Below are 16,483 nucleotides of genomic sequence, written 5' to 3'. Positions count from 1 at the left end.
CATACATTGTTCACTATTTTGAACAATCAATTCAGATTTGCGGCATTGCAGGCGGTGGCGGTGGTGCCTAAACTGAACAGCTTGCACAAAAAACCTTCGCGCGCAGGGGCGCGCTCCCACATTCACAACGAAAGTCCCAGATGAGCATTTCCCAAATCGGCCACTACATCAACGGCCAAGTGGCTGCAGGCGCTTCGGGCCGCAGCCAGCCTGTCACCAACCCTGCTTCAGGGGCTGTCACCGGCCACGTGGCCCTGGCCAACAGCGCCGAAGTGGCCCAAGCCGTGGCCGCCGCCCAAGCCGCCTTCCCCGCCTGGGCCGACACGCCGCCCCTGCGCCGAGCCCGCGTGATGTTCAAGTTTTTGGAGCTGCTGAACCTGCACAAGGACGAGCTGGCCCACATGATCACCGCCGAACACGGCAAGGTCTTCACCGACGCGCAGGGCGAAGTCTCGCGCGGCATCGACATCGTGGAATTTGCCACCGGCATCCCCCAGTTGCTCAAGGGCGACTACACCGAGCAGGTGTCAACGGGCATCGACAACTGGACGATGCGCCAGCCCCTGGGCGTGGTGGCCGGCATCACGCCCTTCAACTTTCCTGTGATGGTGCCCATGTGGATGTTCCCGGTCGCGATTGCGGCGGGCAACACCTTCATCCTCAAACCCAGCCCGACCGACCCGACACCGTCGCTGTTCATGGCCGAGTTGCTGAAAAAAGCCGGTCTGCCCGACGGCGTGTTCAACGTGGTGCAAGGCGACAAAGAAGCCGTCGACGCGCTGCTCGAGCACCCCGATGTGAAGGCCATCAGCTTCGTGGGCTCCACCCCGATTGCCAACTACATTTATGAAACCGGTGCGCACCACGGCAAGCGCGTGCAAGCCCTGGGGGGCGCGAAGAACCACCTGGTGGTGATGCCCGACGCCGACATCGACCAAACCGTGGACGCTTTGATTGGCGCGGGCTACGGCTCGGCCGGCGAGCGTTGCATGGCGATTTCGGTGGCGGTGCTGGTGGGCGATGTGGCCGACAAGATCCTGCCCAAGCTGGTTGAGCGCACAAAGGCCCTGCAAGTGCTCAACGGTGAGAACCTGGCCGCCGAGATGGGCCCCATCGTGACCGACGCCGCGCGTCAGCGCATCAAGGGTTACATCGACGCCGGCGTGGCCGAGGGCGCGAAGCTGCTGGTGGATGGCCGCGCCTTTGACGGCGCCAAAGCCGGTGCAGGCTGCGAGCAAGGCTTCTGGCTGGGCGGCACGCTGTTCGACCACGTGACCACCGACATGAAGATCTACAAGGAAGAGATTTTTGGCCCGGTGCTGAGCTGCGTGCGCGTGCCCGACTTCGGCACGGCGGTGCAGATCATCAACGACCACGAGTTCGGCAATGGCGTCTCCTGCTTCACCCGCGACGGCAACGTGGCACGCGAGTTTTCGCGCCGCATCCAGGTCGGCATGGTCGGCATCAACGTGCCGATCCCGGTGCCCATGGCCTGGCACGGCTTTGGCGGCTGGAAGCGTTCGCTGTTTGGCGACATGCACGCCTACGGCGAAGAGGGCGTGCGCTTTTACACCAAGCAAAAGTCCATCATGCAGCGCTGGCCTGAAAGCATTGGCAAGGGTGCGGAATTTGTGATGCCCACAGCCAAGTAACAGCGCCAGTCCAACCGGGTCAGGTTGGCGCATGGTGGCCCCGGGCTTGACCCGGGGTCCGTTTCAACCGGGCCACAAGATCAACGGTCACGGCTAATCGGCTTGGGCCTGCCCCGCCGCTCTCAAAGGTGCGCTTTTTGCAGGTGGTGCCTGGATGGGCATCAGGGATTTCCCCTGAATGGGGAAATCCCTGAGAAAAACCGAGGTCTTGTTCCCGTACATTTCATGCACTCGATGCAAAGCAGTATGGGCATCCCGAGGGCCGAGGAGACATCTCGACACCCTAAGAATTCGAACATGAACCAACATCCGAACGAGGTGTGATTTTCCCAAGCGTCGCGCAAGCGGCGCTTTTTTTTTGGCCGCCCCACACGCCCGGACGGGACAAGCGGGGCCAACGCCAAGTGCCACAATCGCCGGCATGGAATTACTGATTGTTTCGCTGGCCTCGCTGCTGGCCGGGCTGATCGACTCGATCGTGGGCGGTGGCGGTCTGATCTTGCTGCCCGCTCTGTTTGCCACCTTTCCCGGCGCCGCCCCCGCCACCTTGTTTGGCACCAACAAAAGCGCCTCGATCTGGGGCACCGCCTTTGCCACAGTCCAGTACAGCCGCAAAGTGGTCCTGCCCTGGCGCTCCTTGCTGCCCGCTGCGGGCGCGGGCCTGGTGGGTTCGGTCATCGGGGCCTGGGTGGTCACGCAGGTCGACCCGGCCCTGTTTCGCAAGGCCCTGCCCGTGCTGCTGGCAGCCGTGCTGGTCTACACCTTGGCCAAAAAAGACATGGGCCGCCAGCACGCCCCGCGCTTTGCCGGCCCAAAGGAAGCCTGGATCGCCTCAGGCATCGGTTTGACCATTGGTTTTTACGATGGGTTTTTTGGCCCCGGCACAGGCAGTTTCCTGGTCTTTGCCTACGTGCGGCTGCTCGGTTATGACTTTTTGAATGCCTCGGCCTCGGCCAAGCTGATCAACGTGGCGACCAATTTTTCGGCCCTCATGCTGTTCGCCTACCAAGGCCATGTGTGGTGGCATCTGGCACTGGCCATGGCGGTGGCCAACATCATCGGCAGCCTGATCGGCACGCGCCTGGCGCTCAAACACGGGGCGGGCTTTGTTCGCCAGGTCTTCATCTTCGTGGTGCTGGCCCTGATCTGCAAAACCGCCTACGACACCTGGATCAAAGCCTGACCTGGCTGGTGGTGGCAGCACGCCCTGGCCCGCGCCTGCCTGAGCGCCACACAGGTCAACGCAAGCGCCACTTGATCTGTCCAGCGTACTGCGCCAGCGCCACGCCCAGCAGTGTGACGCCGGCCCCGGCAATCTTGATCCAGGTGTAGTGCTCATCCGACAGCGCCCAAGCAAACAGGCCCGCCATGGGCGGCATCAGATACATCAAAGGGGCCGTGCGGGCCACGCCGCGCACGTTGTTGATCCAGCCCCAAGCCAGCCAGCCGGCAAAGGCCGAGACCAGTACAGACCAAAACAATCCCACCCAAGCCCAAACATCGAGCACGGACCAGTTCGCGGCCATGCCCGCCGGCACCGACAAGAGCATCACGGGCAAACCGCCCAGCAAGGTGGCGTAACCCATGGTGAGCACGGGTCCGTGGCGCTGCATCACGGGCTTGACCGCCACGGTGTAATAGGAGAAAAGCCCGGCCGCAACAAGCAAGACCAGATCACCACCACCTGCACGCCAATTGCCGCCCAGCAATTTGTCGGACAAGAACATCAACACGCCGCCAAAAGCCAAAGCCACCCCACCCATTTGGGGCAAGCTCAGTCGCTCCAGGCCCTGCATGCGCAAAATCAGCAAGGTGAAAATCGGCCCGCAGGCCAGAATCACCGAACTGGAAAACGCCGTGGACCAATGGATGCCATAGGTCACCAAGCCCACATGCAGGGAGTGACCAATGAAGCCCAGCCAGGCCATGTGCTGCCAATCTTTGCGGGGCAAAGGCGGCAGCCAGACACCAAAACGCCAGCGCATCAAAACCAAGGCGCACAACGGCATGATGAGGTAACGCGCCCACAAGAACCCCCCCGGCGTGATCAGGTCAAACAGGTACTTTTGGAGGGTGAAGTTGCCCCCCCAGATGACGATCAGCACCAAGGCCACGAGCAAAGCACGTTGGTCGTGTCGGTGTAGGTGAATCGGTTGGGGCATTCGGGGATTGTGGTGCCAGCAGGCCACTTCGCGTGTCTCGCTCGCAGCAAGAAAGCCACAGGGTCACCGTGAAATGCCCTTGGGCAGTGTCATGGCCAAAACCAAGACAGGAAACGCGTGGCCAGCAGCGCGTGTGCTGGCCACGTTAGGCATCACTTTTTGCGTGCAGCGATGGCGGTCTCGGCCTCTTTCACCAGGGCGGGGCCCACGGTGTTTTTCCACTTCTCGTACACCGGGCGGGTGGCCTTGACGAAGGCTTCGCGCTCTTCGGCGCTCAGCGATGTCACCGTCACGCCCATGCCAGCGATGTCCTTGAGCACAGGCTTGTCGGCTTCGACCAGGCCTTTGCGGGCGATCGCGATTTCGGCTTTGCCCGCGTCCACAGCCGCCTGGCGCACGATGGCCTGGTCAGCAGGTGTCCACGATGCCCAGATGTCCTTGTTGACCACAAAGATCAGCGGATCGGCCACATAGCCCCAGGTGGTCACGAATTTCTGGCCCACGTTGTGCATTTTCAGCACGGTGAACAAGAACAAGGGGTTTTCCTGGCCATCCACCGCGCCGCTGGACAGCGCAGGCTGCGCATCGGCCCAGCTCATTTGCGTGGGATTGGCGCCCATGGCCGAGAACATGTCCGAGTAAATGGGCGAGCCCACCACACGGATTTTCATGCCCTTCAAGTCTGCTGGGGACTTGATGGGGCGCTTGGAGTTGGTCAATTCACGAAAGCCGTTCTCACCCCACGCCAGGGGCACCACACCCGACTTGTCCAGGGTCTGGAAAATTTTCTGACCCACGCTGCCTTGCGTCAGCGCGTCAATGGCGGCGTAGTCGGGCATCAAAAAGGGCAGCGAGAACAGGTTCAATTCCTTGACCTGGGGGGACCAGTTGATGGTGGAGCCCACAGCCATGTCGATCACGCCTTGGCGCAGCGCGCTGAATTCGCGGGTCTGGTCGCCTTGGATCAGCGAGACACCAGGGTAGAGCTTGATGTTGATACGGCCCTGGGTGCGTTCCTTGACCATGTCGGCCCACATTTTGCCGGCCTGACCCCAGGGTGTGGGTGGGCCCAAAACCAGCGACATGCGGTATTCGGCCTTGTATTCAGCAGCCACCGCAGGGGCGGTGAACGCACCCAAACCAGCGGCAACCGCCAGCAGGCTGAGCAAATGACGACGAAGTTTCATGGTTATCTCCTTGTTGAAAAAACGAAAACAGGGGCTCAATAGCCCAGGTAGCGCGGCAGCCACAGAGCCAGTTCGGGCCATGCAATCACCGCCAGCATGACCAGGAACATCGAAAACAGCATCCAGCCGACCCAGCGCACGGTCTCTTCCATGCGCACACCCGCAATGCGGCAAGACACCATCAGGTTCACAGCCAAGGGCGGCGTGAACTGGCCCAAGGCCACTTTGAGCGTGAGGATCACGCCAAACCAGACCGGGTCCCATTGGTAGTACTGAACGATGGGCCACAGAAGCGGCACAAAGATCAGGAAAATGGACACGCCATCGAGGAACATGCCCACGGTGATCAGCATCAGGATGAGCAGGGCCAGCACGCCATACTCGCCCAAGCCCGAGTTGACGATGGCTTTCGTCACGGGGTCGATCACGCCCAGCGTGGACAGCGAAAAGGCAAAAATGCCCGCCAGCGAGACCACCAGCAAGATCACGGCCGACAACTCGCCCGACTCGCGCAAGATCACAAACAGGTCGCGCACCTTGATCGTGCGGTAAATCACCATGCCCACAAACAGGCCGTAAAACACGGCTACCACCGCCGCTTCGGTGGGGGTGAACCAGCCTGCGCGCATGCCGCCCAAGATCAAGACGGGCGCCGCCAGGCCCCAGGTGGCTTCGACAAAACTTTTCCACAACTCGGGGCGGGGCAGGCTTGCCTCGAGCGCGCCCATCTTGTGTTTGCGGGCCATCCAGACGGTGGGCACGATCAGGGCAATACCGGCCAAAATGCCTGGAATCATGCCGGCCGCAAACAGCGCAGGCACCGAGGCGCCGGGCACCAGCACCGAATAGACAATGAAGGCCACCGAAGGCGGGATCAAGATGTCCGTGGCCGCTGCTGCGCCAACCACGCTGGCCGAAAACGGCGCCGGGTAACCAGCCCGCGACATGGCCGCGATCATCACCGCACCCACCGCCGCCGCGTTGGCCGGGCCCGAGCCGGAAATCCCGCCCAAAAACATGGCCACCACAATCGCCACCAAGGGCAACATGCCGGGGCCGCGGCCCACGATGGCGACGGCAAAGTTGACCAGCCGCAGCGCCACGCCCGAGCGGTCAAAAATGGAGCCCACCAGCACAAACATGGGAATGGCCAGCAGCGGGTACTTGCCCAGGCCGGCATAGAAGTTTTGCGGCACGGCCAACAGACCAAACCACTGCGCATCAAAGTTGGCCAAGGCAATGCAAGCCGCGCCAGCCAAGCCCAAGGCCGCACCAATCGGCACGCCCATGAGCATCATGACCACAAAGGCCACAAACAAAAGGGTAGGGATCATGGCTGACGCCCTCGGCGGATGAACAGACCCAGCGCACGTCCGGCAATGGCCACCGACAACACCGGCAGCCAGATGGTGTACCACCACTGCGGCACGCCAATGCCCGGCGAGGTTTCACCAAAACGGAAATCGTCCCAAACCACGCGAACGCTGAGCACCGCGATCAGCGCAAAGAGGAAAAACACCATCAGCGCGCCAAAACGGGCCAACGCCCGCTGGCGTTTTTCAGGGCCGCTGTCGGCAAAGTATTCAATCCGGATTTGTCGGTTGCGGGCCACCGAGGCCGAGCCCGCCACCAGCGCGAGCACGATCATCAAAAACACCGAAAACTCCTCCGTCCAGGCAAAGGACTGGTCGGTGAAATAGCGCACCAGCACATTGGCAAAGGTGATGAGCGACAGCAACGCCATCACGATGACCGTGAGCCAATCTTCGATTTTCAGAGGAACGACGGTGTCTTCATCGGATTCAGCAGCGGCCACTTCGGCGGGCGCTTGCTCGTGCAAATGGGTCATAAGTCTCAAACTAAATTTAAAATTCACTTTACCATGTCGTTTACGGGCCACAAGCCTCGCGAACAGACGGTCAAGCGCCTCATCGTGTGACGGGCTTGAGGCAATCCTGCGCTGCGGCCACGATCTGCTCGGCCGACACGCGGGCCACCGCTTCCAGCACGGGCGCGTAACCCACCGGGATGCGCGGCGCGCCCAAGCGCTTGACACGCACGCCCAGGCTTTCGGCCACAGTGGCGGCGATTTCAGCGCCAAAGCCTGCCGCCTGAATCGCTTCGTGCACCACCAACAGATGGCCTGTCTTGGCGGCTGATTTCAGCACCGTTTCCCGGTCCCAGGGCCACAGGGTGCGCAAATCGATCAACTCGACCTGAATGCCCAAAGCCGCCAATTGCGCGCAACCCGTTTGGCACACCTGCACCTGACGGCTCCAGCTGACCATCGTCAAATGATCACCGGGTCGCAAAACGGCGGCTTGGCCCAAGGGCACTTGCACGCTTTCGTCCAGCGGCCCCTCCAGACCCCAGAGGGTCTTGTGTTCCATATAGACCACCGGGTCACCGCATTGCATGGCCGAGCGCAGCAAGGAATAGTTGTCTTGCACCGAGCCCGGGCACACCACCACCAGGCCGGGCATGTGGGCAAACCAGGCTTCAAGTGACTGCGAGTGCTGCGCCGCCGAGGCATCCCAGATGCCAATGGGCATGCGCGCCACCAGGGGCACACGGCCCTGGCCGCCAAACATGTAGCGGTTTTTGGCGGCCTGGTTGATGATTTCATCCATGCCGCACAGGGCAAAGTCGACCACGCGCATCTCCACCACCGGGCGCATGCCCGCCAGCGCCATGCCCACGCCGCCACCCATGATGACCGCCTCACTGATCGGCGTGTCGATGATGCGGTGCGTGCCAAAGGTCTGCTGCAAACCTTTGTATTGGCCAAAGATGCCGCCCCGGCCCACGTCTTCGCCCATCACCACCACGCGTTCGTCGGCTTCCATTTCGCGCTGCACGGCCAGCACGGCGGCTTGGCTGTAACTCATCGTGTTCAAAACCATTGACCTGCTCCTGTGGTCTGGATGTCGGTGTATGCCGCTGACACCTCGGGCCAGGGCGCCTTGTCCGCCAGCACCATGGCGGACTGCACTTCGGCCTGCGCTTGCTGGTCCAGCAGGTCGCACGCGGCATCGCTGCTGCCCAGCGCCAGCAGGGCGCGGCGGGCGTTCTGAATCGGGTCGTTTTTCAGTGCTTCCTCGACCTCCCGGGGGTCGCGGTACGCGGCCAGGTCCACCGACACATGGCCTTTGACGCGGTAGGTGCGGGCGTGCAACAGACGCGGTCCCTGGCCTGCGCGAATGGCCTGCACCAGCTCGGCGGCTTTTTCATGAACGGCCCAGACATCGTTGCCATCGACCTGGGTCGCCGCGATGCCCAGGCTTTCGCTGCGCGCCGATGCACCGGGCCCGGCGATCATGGGGCCACTGGCGGTGGTGGCGCTCCACAGGTTGTCTTCGCACACAAAAAGCACCGGCAACTGGTGCACCTTCGCCCAGTTGAGGGCTTCCAAAAAAGGCCCCCGGTTGGTGGCGCCATCGCCAAAAAAGCAGACGGTGATGTCGCTGCGCCCCTGCAATTTTTGGGCGTGGGCCGCGCCCACGGCAATGGGCAAACCCGCCGCGACCACGCCATTGGCCCCCAGCATGCCGACCGAAAAATCGGCAATGTGCATGGAGCCGCCCTTGCCGCCATTGAACCCTGTGGCTTTGCCATACAGCTCGCACATCATGCGACCCAGGTCTGCGCCTTTGGCCAGGGTGTGGCCGTGACCACGGTGGGTGGACGTCAGGTAATCGGTGGGCGTGAGGTGGGCGCACACGCCAGCGGCCACGCCTTCTTGACCGGTGGACAAGTGCAAGGGGCCGCGCACTTTGGCGCTGCCGTCGGCGGTTTTGTTGTAAGCACTGACACCGCCCTGGCTCAGGATCTCGGCGGCATTTTCAAACGCCCGGATGCGGGCCATGCACAGATACAAAGCGGCCAATGCGTCTTTTTGAGCGATGGGGGGCAATCGATGTCTCCAGTGATGAATTCGCCCCGAAAAACCACTTTCTCAAGGCCATGCCCACTCTAATGGCATTTGACGGGAAGGCCTGCGCGCAGGTGACAGGGGCCGTTGGACTTTTTGATCGGCGCTCAGACCACCACCACGGGCACGCGCGCGGCCAGCGCGCACATGAGCTCATAGCCCACCGTGCCCGCCGCTTGCGCCACTTCGTCGATGCCGAGCACCGCACCCTGGACCGACTGCCCCCAAAGCGTGACCATGCTGCCCACGCCCGCATCGGGGAAGGGCCCCAAGTCCACCGCCAGCATGTCCATGCTCACACGGCCTACGGTGCGCCCTCGCTGGCCGTCCACCAGCACAGGCGTGCCCGTGGGGCAGCTGCGCGGGTAACCATCGGCATAGCCGCAAGCCACCACGCCAATGCGCAGCGGGCCATCGGCCACAAAGCTCGAGCCATAGCCCACGCTGTCGCCCGCCTGCAAATGCTGCACGGCGATGATGCGGGCGTTCAGGCTCATCGCAGGCTGCAAACCCCAGTGCGCGGGGCTGTGCTCGGGAAAGTCCGGCGAGCTGCCGTACACCGCGATGCCGGGGCGAATCCAGTCGGCTTTGACGGCGGCATTTTGCGCATGGCGCAAGGTGGCCGCGCTGTTGCTCAGGCTGCGCTCACCGGGCAGGTCACGGGTGGCTTCTTCAAAGCGGGCCAGCTGCTCAGCGATCCCTTTGGGACCGTCGGCATCGCTGAAATGGGTCATGAGCGAGATTTCGTCGACTTGCGGCAAGGCGTTCAGCCGTGTCCAGGCCGAGCGAAAGCTCTGCGGCGCAAAGCCCAGCCGGTTCATGCCCGAGTTCATCTTGAGGAAGACCCGGTGCGGCTCGTGCGTCTTGTGCAGCGCCAGCATGTCGATTTGCTCGTCGCAATGCACCGTGTGCCACAGGTGCAGGCGCGAGCACAGCTCCAGGTCCCGCGCCTCAAAAGCGCCTTCGAGCAGCAAGATCGGGCCGCGCCAACCCAGCCCTCTGACGCGCTCGGCCTCACTCAGGTCCAAAAGGGCAAAGCCATCGGCTGCGCGCAGGCCCTCAAACACCCGCTCGATACCATGCCCATAGGCATTGGCCTTGACCACGGCCCAGGCTTGGGCATCGGGCGCGGCCTGGCGGGTCTGGCTCAGGTTGTGGCGCAGAGCAGCGGTGTGGATGGTGGCTTGAATGGGGCGGGGCATGAGGCGCAAGGTGGAAGTGCCAATCAAGTATGCCAGCTTCATGGGGCCTGAAGCGGGGCCAGTTCACCGGTTCCGCACAGCCTTTACCCTGCCCGGAAGGGGCTTACAAATGCTTTACACTGATCCGCTGCTTGTTAAACCCGCGCATTCCGCCTGAGTTGTTCAGGCGCTGGCTGAACCTTGTCATCCATGGAAGTTTTTGAGTTCTTGATGCCCATCTTCACCGAATACGGCTATTTGGCCGTGTTTGTGATGCTGCTGATCTGCGGCTTTGGCGTGCCTGTGCCCGAAGACGTGACCTTGGTCACTGGCGGCGTCATCGCAGGTCTGGGCCATGCCGATGTGCACACCATGTTTGCAGTGGGCATGGCGGGCGTCATGGTCGGTGACGGCCTGATGTTCACGCTGGGGCGCCTGTATGGCGTGCGCATTTCCAAATTGCCGGGTTTCCGCAAAATCCTCACGCCCGAGCGCTTTGCCAGCGCTCAGGACGCTTTCCAGAAATACGGCAAATGGGTCATGTTCGTGGCCCGCTTTTTGCCCGGCCTGCGCACCCCGGTGTTTTTCTCGGCGGGCATGAGTCAGCGCGTGAGCTTTGCCACCTGGTTTTTGATGGACGGCTTTGCCGCCTTGATCAGCGTGCCAATCTGGGTCTACCTGGGTTACTTTGGCGCACAAAACTGGGACTGGATGTTTGGTGTGTTGCGTCAGTTCCAGCATGGCATCTTTGCCCTGCTGGGCATCGGCATTGTCTGGCTGGGCTGGCGCTGGTGGCGCAAACGCCAAGCCACGGCGGCAGCCAAAGCCTCTGGCGACGCTTCATAAGCTGCCCACGCATGGGCGCGATCTCCCCCAAAACCCTGTCCGTCGCGGGGCTCCTGTTCAATGCCTTTGTCTGGGGCGTGTGCTGGTGGCCCTTCAAACAACTCGAAGCCCTGGGCCTGCACCCGCTGTGGGCCACGGCGCTGGTCTACGGCTTTGTTTTTGTGTCCATCGCCTTGTGGCTGTGGCGCAGCGGGCAACTGCTGAGCTGGCGCAGCCACCCCGGGCTGTGGCTGTTGCTGCTGGCCTCGGGCCTGACCAATGTGGGCTTCAACTGGGCCGTCACGGTGGGCGACGTGGTGCGCGTGGTCCTGCTGTTTTATCTGATGCCCGCCTGGTCGGTGCTGGTGGCCTGGTGGCTGCTGGGTGAAAAGCCCACCCCCATGGCCTTGCTGCGCTTGTTGCTGGCGCTGGTCGGTTTGTTCATCGTGCTCAAAACCCCCGAAACGCCCTGGCCCTTGCCCGAAAGCCTGGCCGATGGGCTGGCCCTGATGGGCGGGCTGACTTTTGCCATCACCAACGCCTTGCTGCTCAAGCTCAAGGACACGCCCAGCTCGTCGCGCACCCTGGCCATGTTTGGCGGGGGTGCGGTCATGGCCACACTGGCGGCCATCGCGGGTTTGGCCACAGGGGTGGTGGCCATCGGCACAGCCCCTGCCTGGAGCTGGTTGCCCCTGGTGGCCCTGCTGGGCATCTCGTTTTTATTGGGCAACCTGGCGCTGCAATACGGCGCTGCCCGGCTGGCCGCCCACACCACGGCGTTGGTCATGCTGTCCGAGGTGCTGTTTGCCAGCGTGTCCTCGGTGTTGCTGGGCGCCTCCAGCTGGGACAGCCGCACCCTGATCGGCGGCGCCTTGATCTTGCTGGCGGCTTTGCTGTCCATCGTCGGGCTGGGTCACAAGACCGACTGAATCTGCCCGGAAATGGCATGATGCAAGCCAGACAACCACACCCCGGAAAGCACCCCATGAGCCTGTACGACTTCGAAGCCCAAAGCATCGACCACCAAACCGTGCCCCTGTCGCGCTACCAAGGCCAGGTGATGCTGATCGTCAACACCGCCAGCGCCTGCGGCTTCACACCCCAATTCACCGGGCTGGAAAAGCTGCACCAGAAATACGCCAGTCAGGGTTTGGCCGTGCTGGGCTTTCCCTGCAACCAATTCGCCAGCCAGGACCCGGGCGACGATGCGCAAATTGCCAACTTCTGCCAAAAAAATTACGGCGTAAGCTTTCAGATGATGGGCAAGATCAAAGTCAATGGCGACGGGGCCCATCCGCTGTACCAGTGGCTCACCGCCGAAGCCCCTGGCATCTTGGGCAGCAAAGGCATCAAGTGGAACTTCACCAAGTTTTTGGTGGGGCGCGATGGCCGGGTCATCAAGCGTTACGCCCCGCAGGATGCGCCCGAAAAAATCGCCAAAGACATTGAGGCGGCGCTGGCAGCTTGACCGACGGGTCCTATCGGGCCAGTGTCCATTTGGGCCTGAGCCCGTTCAGGCCCGCCAAGTCAGCACGGCCAACCACAGCAACACAGCGGCACCACCCCACACCAAGACCCGCGTGCGCAGGCGCAGCACTTCCACAGCGCTGACCAAGCGCGCATGTTGTTCGGCCAACTCGGCCAAGGTTTCGGTGAGTTCACGCTGGGTCTGGGCCTGGCGGTCGATCTGACCTTGTGCGGCAATCAAGGCGTTTTTCAGTTCGCCCAAACTCGGCACCGCACTCACAGGGGTGGTCGTGGCCGGGGTGCCCGCTTGCCCAGAGGACTGGGGCGGTTGGCGGTCCATCAGCTTGCGCGCGGCTTTGAGCACCGAAGGCGCGTGTTCGATCACATCGCCCCAGGGAATCACTTTGAGCGCCATCAACCAAGGTATCGCCATCGTCTTGTCCTTTGTTTGCGCTGTGCAAGCGCGGTCAGCCATCCAGCAATGAATACTACCCGGGTGGTTGTGATGGCGCCGCCCAGTGCTCGGCTTGCCGTGTGGCCAAAAGGACTTTGATGAACCGATCAGTGCGCGCTGCCAAGCGCCTCGTCCAACAACTCCACCCAATGCCGCACCGGCAGACCGCTGCCGCTTTGCAAATGGGTGATGCAGCCGATGTTGGCGCTGATGACGCCTTGCGGCTCCAGCGCATTCAAGTGGCCCAGCTTGCGGTCACGCAGCTGCTTGGACAGGTCCGGGTTGAGCACGCTGTAAGTGCCCGCCGAGCCGCAGCAAAGGTGCGACTCGTTGGCCGTGACCTTGATCTGGAAGCCCAGATCGCCCAGATGCTTTTCCACGCCGCCTTTGAGTTGCTGGCCGTGCTGCAGCGTGCAAGGGGGGTGGTAGGCCTGCAGGCCAGCCGCTTTCAGCGCTTCGGGTTTGAGCTTGTCTTTGAGCAGCGGCACCAACTCGGGCAGCAACTCGCTGAGGTCTTTGGTCAAGGCGCCGATGCAGGCAGCTTTGTCGGCATAGGCCGCATCGCCTTGGAGCACATGGCCGTAGTCCTTGACCATCACGCCACAGCCAGAGGCGTTCATCACGATGGCTTCGACTTCGCCACTTTCCACCAGCGGCCACCAGGCGTCGATGTTGGCGCGCATGTGGTCTTTGCCGCCGTCGTGGTCGTTCAGGTGGAACTTGAGCGCGCCGCAGCAACCGGCTTTTGAGGCCGTCACGGTCTGGATGCCCGCGGCGTCGAGCACGCGGGCGGTGGCGGTGTTGATGTTGGGGCTCATGCTTGGCTGCACGCAACCGGCCAGCATCAGCACCTTGCGCGCATGCTGGCGGGTGGGCCAAGCACCAGCGTCTTGCGGCGCAGGAACTTTGGCTTTGAGGCTGTCGGGCAGCAGGCCGCGCACCATCTGGCCCATTTTCATGGCCGGGGCAAACAGCGGCGAAGGCAGGCCTTCTTTGAGCGCCCAGCGCACCATTTTTTCACCCACGGGGCGCTCAACTTTGGCGTCCACCAGCTTGCGGCCAATGTCGACCAAGTGGCCGTATTGCACGCCGCTCGGGCAAGTGCTTTCACAGTTGCGGCAGGTGAGGCACCGGTCCAGGTGCATCTGGGTTTTGCGGGTGGGCGTTTCGCCTTCCAGCACCTGCTTCATCAAATAGATGCGGCCACGCGGGCCGTCCAACTCGTCGCCCAGCAGTTGGTAGGTGGGGCACGTGGCGGTGCAAAAGCCGCAGTGCACGCACTTGCGCAAAATGGCTTCGGCCTCCAGGCCTTCGGGGGTGTTTTGGTATTCGGGCGCGAGGTTGGTTTGCATGGCGGTCGTCCCGGATCAGAGAGGGTGAATCCGACCGGTGGCGAACACGCCCTTCGGGTCGAACTGCTTTTGCAATTGCTGCTGGATGCGTTGCTGCACCGCTTCGAGCGGGGTACTCACGCCCACCACTTTGTCGACCTCGGCATGCTTGGCACTGGCCCGGAACAACGTGGCATGGCCGCCGACCGACTGCGCCAAGTCACGCAAGGCCACCGCGGCCGATGCCGGCGCCCACAACCAGCGCTGGGCGCCTTGCCATTCGATGTATTGGGCATAGGGCAAGTCCAACAGCGGGGCCGTTTGCGGCACCGACAAGCGCCACAGGCACAGATCCGGGGCGGGCGCATCGAAGAACTGCAAGGCCTGCTCGCCGCTGGCACGCCAGTCGTCAGCGGCTTCGGCATTGTCCATGGCCTGCACTAGCGCGCCTGCAGCCTGTGCATCGGCGCTCATCTTGCCGATCGCCGACTGCACCGCCGCCACCGCGCCGCGCAGACGCACAAACAAATAGTCGGCCACCGGCTGTGCGGTCGGGTCGCGCACCCAGGCGCTGGCATTCAAGGGCAGCGGCTGGCCACCCCAGCGGTGCAACAGATCGAGCGCCGGGCCTTGTGCCAAGCCGGCAATCATCAGCGTCGCTTCGGCAGGGGCCACGGGCAAGACCTTGAGGCTGACCTCGGTGATCAGGCCCAGCGTGCCCCAGCTGCCGGCCATGAGGCGGCTCACGTCGTAGCCGGCCACGTTTTTCATGACCTGACCGCCAAAGGTCAGGTGCTCGCCCAAACCATTGATGAAGCGGGCGCCCAACACGTAATCGCGCACAGCGCCCACCGTGGCGCGGGCCGGGCCACTCAAACCTGCGGCCACCATGCCGCCCACCGTCGCATCGGGTCCGAAATGCGGCGGCTCAAACGCCAGGCACTGGCCTTTTTCGGCCAAGACCGCTTCCAGCTCGGCCAGCGGCGTGCCGCAGCGCACCGTCACCACCAACTCGCTGGGCTCGTAACTGACGATGCCCCGGTAGGCCCGGGTGTCCAGCACCTCACCCGTGAGGCTTTGGCCCCAAAAATCTTTGCTGCCGCCGCCGCGCAAACGCAGCATACGGCCATCCGCACCCGCCTGGCGCACGGCATCGGTGAGGGAATTGAGTTGAGCTTCCATGGGCAAGGATGGTAACGCCCACGCTTTGACGCGTGCGTGAATTTTTTGAACGGGCAGGTTGTGGGAAATTGCGCGGCTCAGCCCCGATAGGCATTCACCCCCACCCCCGCCACTTCCACCCGCATCGCCCACACGCCCCCCGAACCGGGGTACTGCGCCAGCTCTTGCTCACTGCGGCCATGCCGGGCGGTAGTGATGAATAAAGTTTTCAAGTCCGCGCCGCCAAAGCAGGGCATGGTGGGGCACAGCGCCGGAGTGGGCACTTCGGCCAGCACCTGCCCTTTGGGTGAAATGCGCAGCAGGCGCCCGCCTTCGTATTGGGCGGACCAGTAGCAGCCCTCGGCGTCCACCGCTGCGCCGTCGGGCCGGCCGCCGTAGGGCGCGGCACTGCCCCAGGCCCAGCCTGCGGGTTTGGGGTTGGCTTGGTAGAACACGCGAGCGTGGGTGAGTTGGCCGCTGGCGGCGTCAAAGTCAAAAGCGCGCACCTGGTGTGCGGCGGTGTCGGCCCAGTAGGCGGTGCGGCCGTCGGGTGACCAGGCCAGGCCATTGGCGGTCACCACGCCATCATGGGCCCCGTCTTTCGTGCCGCCCACCATGGCGTGCAAGCCTTGGCCGTCCAGCATGTACAGCGCGCCCAGTGCATGGTCTTTGGGCTCGCACAGGCTGCCCGCCCAAAAGCGGCCTTGGGCGTCGCACTTGCCGTCGTTGAAGCGTTGTTTGGCGGTGTCGTAGGGCGCTGCCGCCAGCAACTGCAAGGGACCGCCCCACTCGCGGGCCAGATAGATGCCATCGCGCAAGGCCATGACCAGACCGCCGCCTTGCTCATCCCCTTGCACAGGCGCAATGCAGCCAGGCTCTTGCGTCAACGGCCAGTACTCGACCGGGCCTTGGGCTTGCAAGCCATCCACGGCCACCCGGGCGATGCGCCGCCCGGGAATGTCGACCCAATACAGGCGCCGCTCCTGCGGATGCCAAAAAGGCGACTCGCCCAGACCGTCAGGCTCTTTGGTGAGGGCGGTCCAGTGGGGTGTCGACAAAGCAGGTGGATTCATGAAAACCATTGTGCCCGAGCACCCAGCGCCCCGGTGGGATCCAACCAGGAACGTACCTC

16 protein-coding genes are annotated in these 16,483 nt (G+C 63.1%); 5 read left to right on the top strand and 11 right to left on the bottom strand.

Going from position 1 to position 16,483, the window contains the following annotated elements:
- The first annotated feature begins 140 nt into the window (after positions 1-140).
- Positions 141-1,652, top strand: coding sequence for a CoA-acylating methylmalonate-semialdehyde dehydrogenase (locus LHAB_RS05065; protein ID WP_090044261.1), 1,512 nt, complete (start codon positions 141-143; stop codon positions 1,650-1,652).
- Positions 1,653-2,073: 421 nt separating this feature from the next.
- Complete coding sequence (locus tag LHAB_RS05060; protein WP_090044260.1) at positions 2,074-2,835, top strand: sulfite exporter TauE/SafE family protein; 762 nt, start codon at positions 2,074-2,076, stop codon at positions 2,833-2,835.
- Between the two features lie 55 nt (positions 2,836-2,890).
- On the opposite strand, the gene LHAB_RS05055 is transcribed toward LHAB_RS05060, so the two are convergent.
- The 7 genes from LHAB_RS05055 to alr all read right to left on the bottom strand — a co-directional run bounded on the left by LHAB_RS05055 (position 2,891) and on the right by alr (position 10,134).
- The gene (locus LHAB_RS05055; protein ID WP_090044259.1) at positions 2,891-3,814 is read right to left on the bottom strand and encodes a DMT family transporter; all 924 of its coding nucleotides are present in this window, start codon (positions 3,812-3,814) and stop codon (positions 2,891-2,893) included.
- Positions 3,815-3,966: 152 nt separating this feature from the next.
- A complete protein-coding gene (locus LHAB_RS05050) occupies positions 3,967-5,001 on the bottom strand; it encodes a DctP family TRAP transporter solute-binding subunit (protein ID WP_090044258.1) in 1,035 nt (344 codons plus the stop codon).
- 35 nt (positions 5,002-5,036) lie between these two features.
- Positions 5,037-6,335 (bottom strand): TRAP transporter large permease, encoded by a 1,299-nt coding sequence (locus LHAB_RS05045; protein ID WP_090044257.1) that lies wholly within the window; start codon positions 6,333-6,335, stop codon positions 5,037-5,039.
- Positions 6,332-6,850: a TRAP transporter small permease gene (locus LHAB_RS05040; RefSeq protein ID WP_090044256.1), complete on the bottom strand. Its 519-nt coding sequence runs from the start codon at positions 6,848-6,850 to the stop codon at positions 6,332-6,334. Before LHAB_RS05040 ends, LHAB_RS05045 begins: the two co-directional genes overlap by 4 nt.
- A 79-nt stretch (positions 6,851-6,929) precedes the next feature.
- On the bottom strand, positions 6,930-7,904 hold the full coding sequence (locus LHAB_RS05035; RefSeq protein ID WP_090044255.1) for an alpha-ketoacid dehydrogenase subunit beta: 975 nt from the start codon (positions 7,902-7,904) through the stop codon (positions 6,930-6,932).
- Positions 7,895-8,866 carry a thiamine pyrophosphate-dependent dehydrogenase E1 component subunit alpha gene (locus LHAB_RS05030; RefSeq protein ID WP_194943205.1) on the bottom strand — a complete coding sequence of 324 codons (972 nt, stop codon included), beginning with the start codon at positions 8,864-8,866 and terminating at the stop codon, positions 7,895-7,897. Before LHAB_RS05030 ends, LHAB_RS05035 begins: the two co-directional genes overlap by 10 nt.
- Positions 8,867-9,039: 173 nt before the next feature.
- Entirely contained in the window at positions 9,040-10,134 is a 1,095-nt protein-coding gene (gene alr / locus LHAB_RS05025) for an alanine racemase (protein ID WP_090047696.1), read from the bottom strand.
- A 189-nt stretch (positions 10,135-10,323) separates the two neighbouring features.
- Here alr and LHAB_RS05020 point away from each other — a divergent pair, with 189 nt between their 5' ends.
- Genes LHAB_RS05020 through LHAB_RS05010 form a run of 3 tightly spaced genes read left to right on the top strand, consistent with a single transcriptional unit; the run spans position 10,324 to position 12,406 of the window.
- Positions 10,324-10,959, top strand: a complete 636-nt coding sequence (locus tag LHAB_RS05020) for a DedA family protein (protein WP_090044254.1) — start codon at positions 10,324-10,326, stop codon at positions 10,957-10,959.
- Positions 10,960-10,970: 11 nt separating this feature from the next.
- Complete coding sequence (locus LHAB_RS05015; protein ID WP_090044253.1) at positions 10,971-11,867, top strand: DMT family transporter; 897 nt, start codon at positions 10,971-10,973, stop codon at positions 11,865-11,867.
- A 56-nt stretch (positions 11,868-11,923) separates the two neighbouring features.
- Positions 11,924-12,406, top strand: a complete 483-nt coding sequence (locus tag LHAB_RS05010) for a glutathione peroxidase (protein ID WP_090047694.1) — start codon at positions 11,924-11,926, stop codon at positions 12,404-12,406.
- Positions 12,407-12,451: 45 nt separating this feature from the next.
- Here LHAB_RS05010 and LHAB_RS05005 read toward each other — a convergent pair whose 3' ends face one another.
- The 4 genes from LHAB_RS05005 to LHAB_RS04990 all read right to left on the bottom strand — a co-directional run bounded on the left by LHAB_RS05005 (position 12,452) and on the right by LHAB_RS04990 (position 16,424).
- A complete protein-coding gene (locus LHAB_RS05005; RefSeq protein ID WP_228763353.1) occupies positions 12,452-12,838 on the bottom strand; it encodes a hypothetical protein in 387 nt (128 codons plus the stop codon).
- 128 nt (positions 12,839-12,966) lie between these two features.
- A complete protein-coding gene (glcF, locus tag LHAB_RS05000; protein WP_090044251.1) occupies positions 12,967-14,211 on the bottom strand; it encodes a glycolate oxidase subunit GlcF in 1,245 nt (414 codons plus the stop codon).
- Between the two features lie 15 nt (positions 14,212-14,226).
- Positions 14,227-15,372, bottom strand: a complete 1,146-nt coding sequence (gene glcE / locus LHAB_RS04995; RefSeq protein WP_090044250.1) for a glycolate oxidase subunit GlcE — start codon at positions 15,370-15,372, stop codon at positions 14,227-14,229.
- 77 nt (positions 15,373-15,449) lie between these two features.
- Positions 15,450-16,424, bottom strand: coding sequence for an SMP-30/gluconolactonase/LRE family protein (locus tag LHAB_RS04990; protein WP_090044249.1), 975 nt, complete (start codon positions 16,422-16,424; stop codon positions 15,450-15,452).
- Between the last annotated feature and the right edge of the window lie 59 nt (positions 16,425-16,483).

The organism is Limnohabitans sp. 2KL-27 (genome assembly GCF_001269345.1).
Classification (GTDB): domain Bacteria; phylum Pseudomonadota; class Gammaproteobacteria; order Burkholderiales; family Burkholderiaceae_C; genus Limnohabitans_A.
The sequence above is the reverse complement of the archived record's forward strand: the minus strand, read 5'-3'. Positions and strand labels throughout refer to the sequence as shown.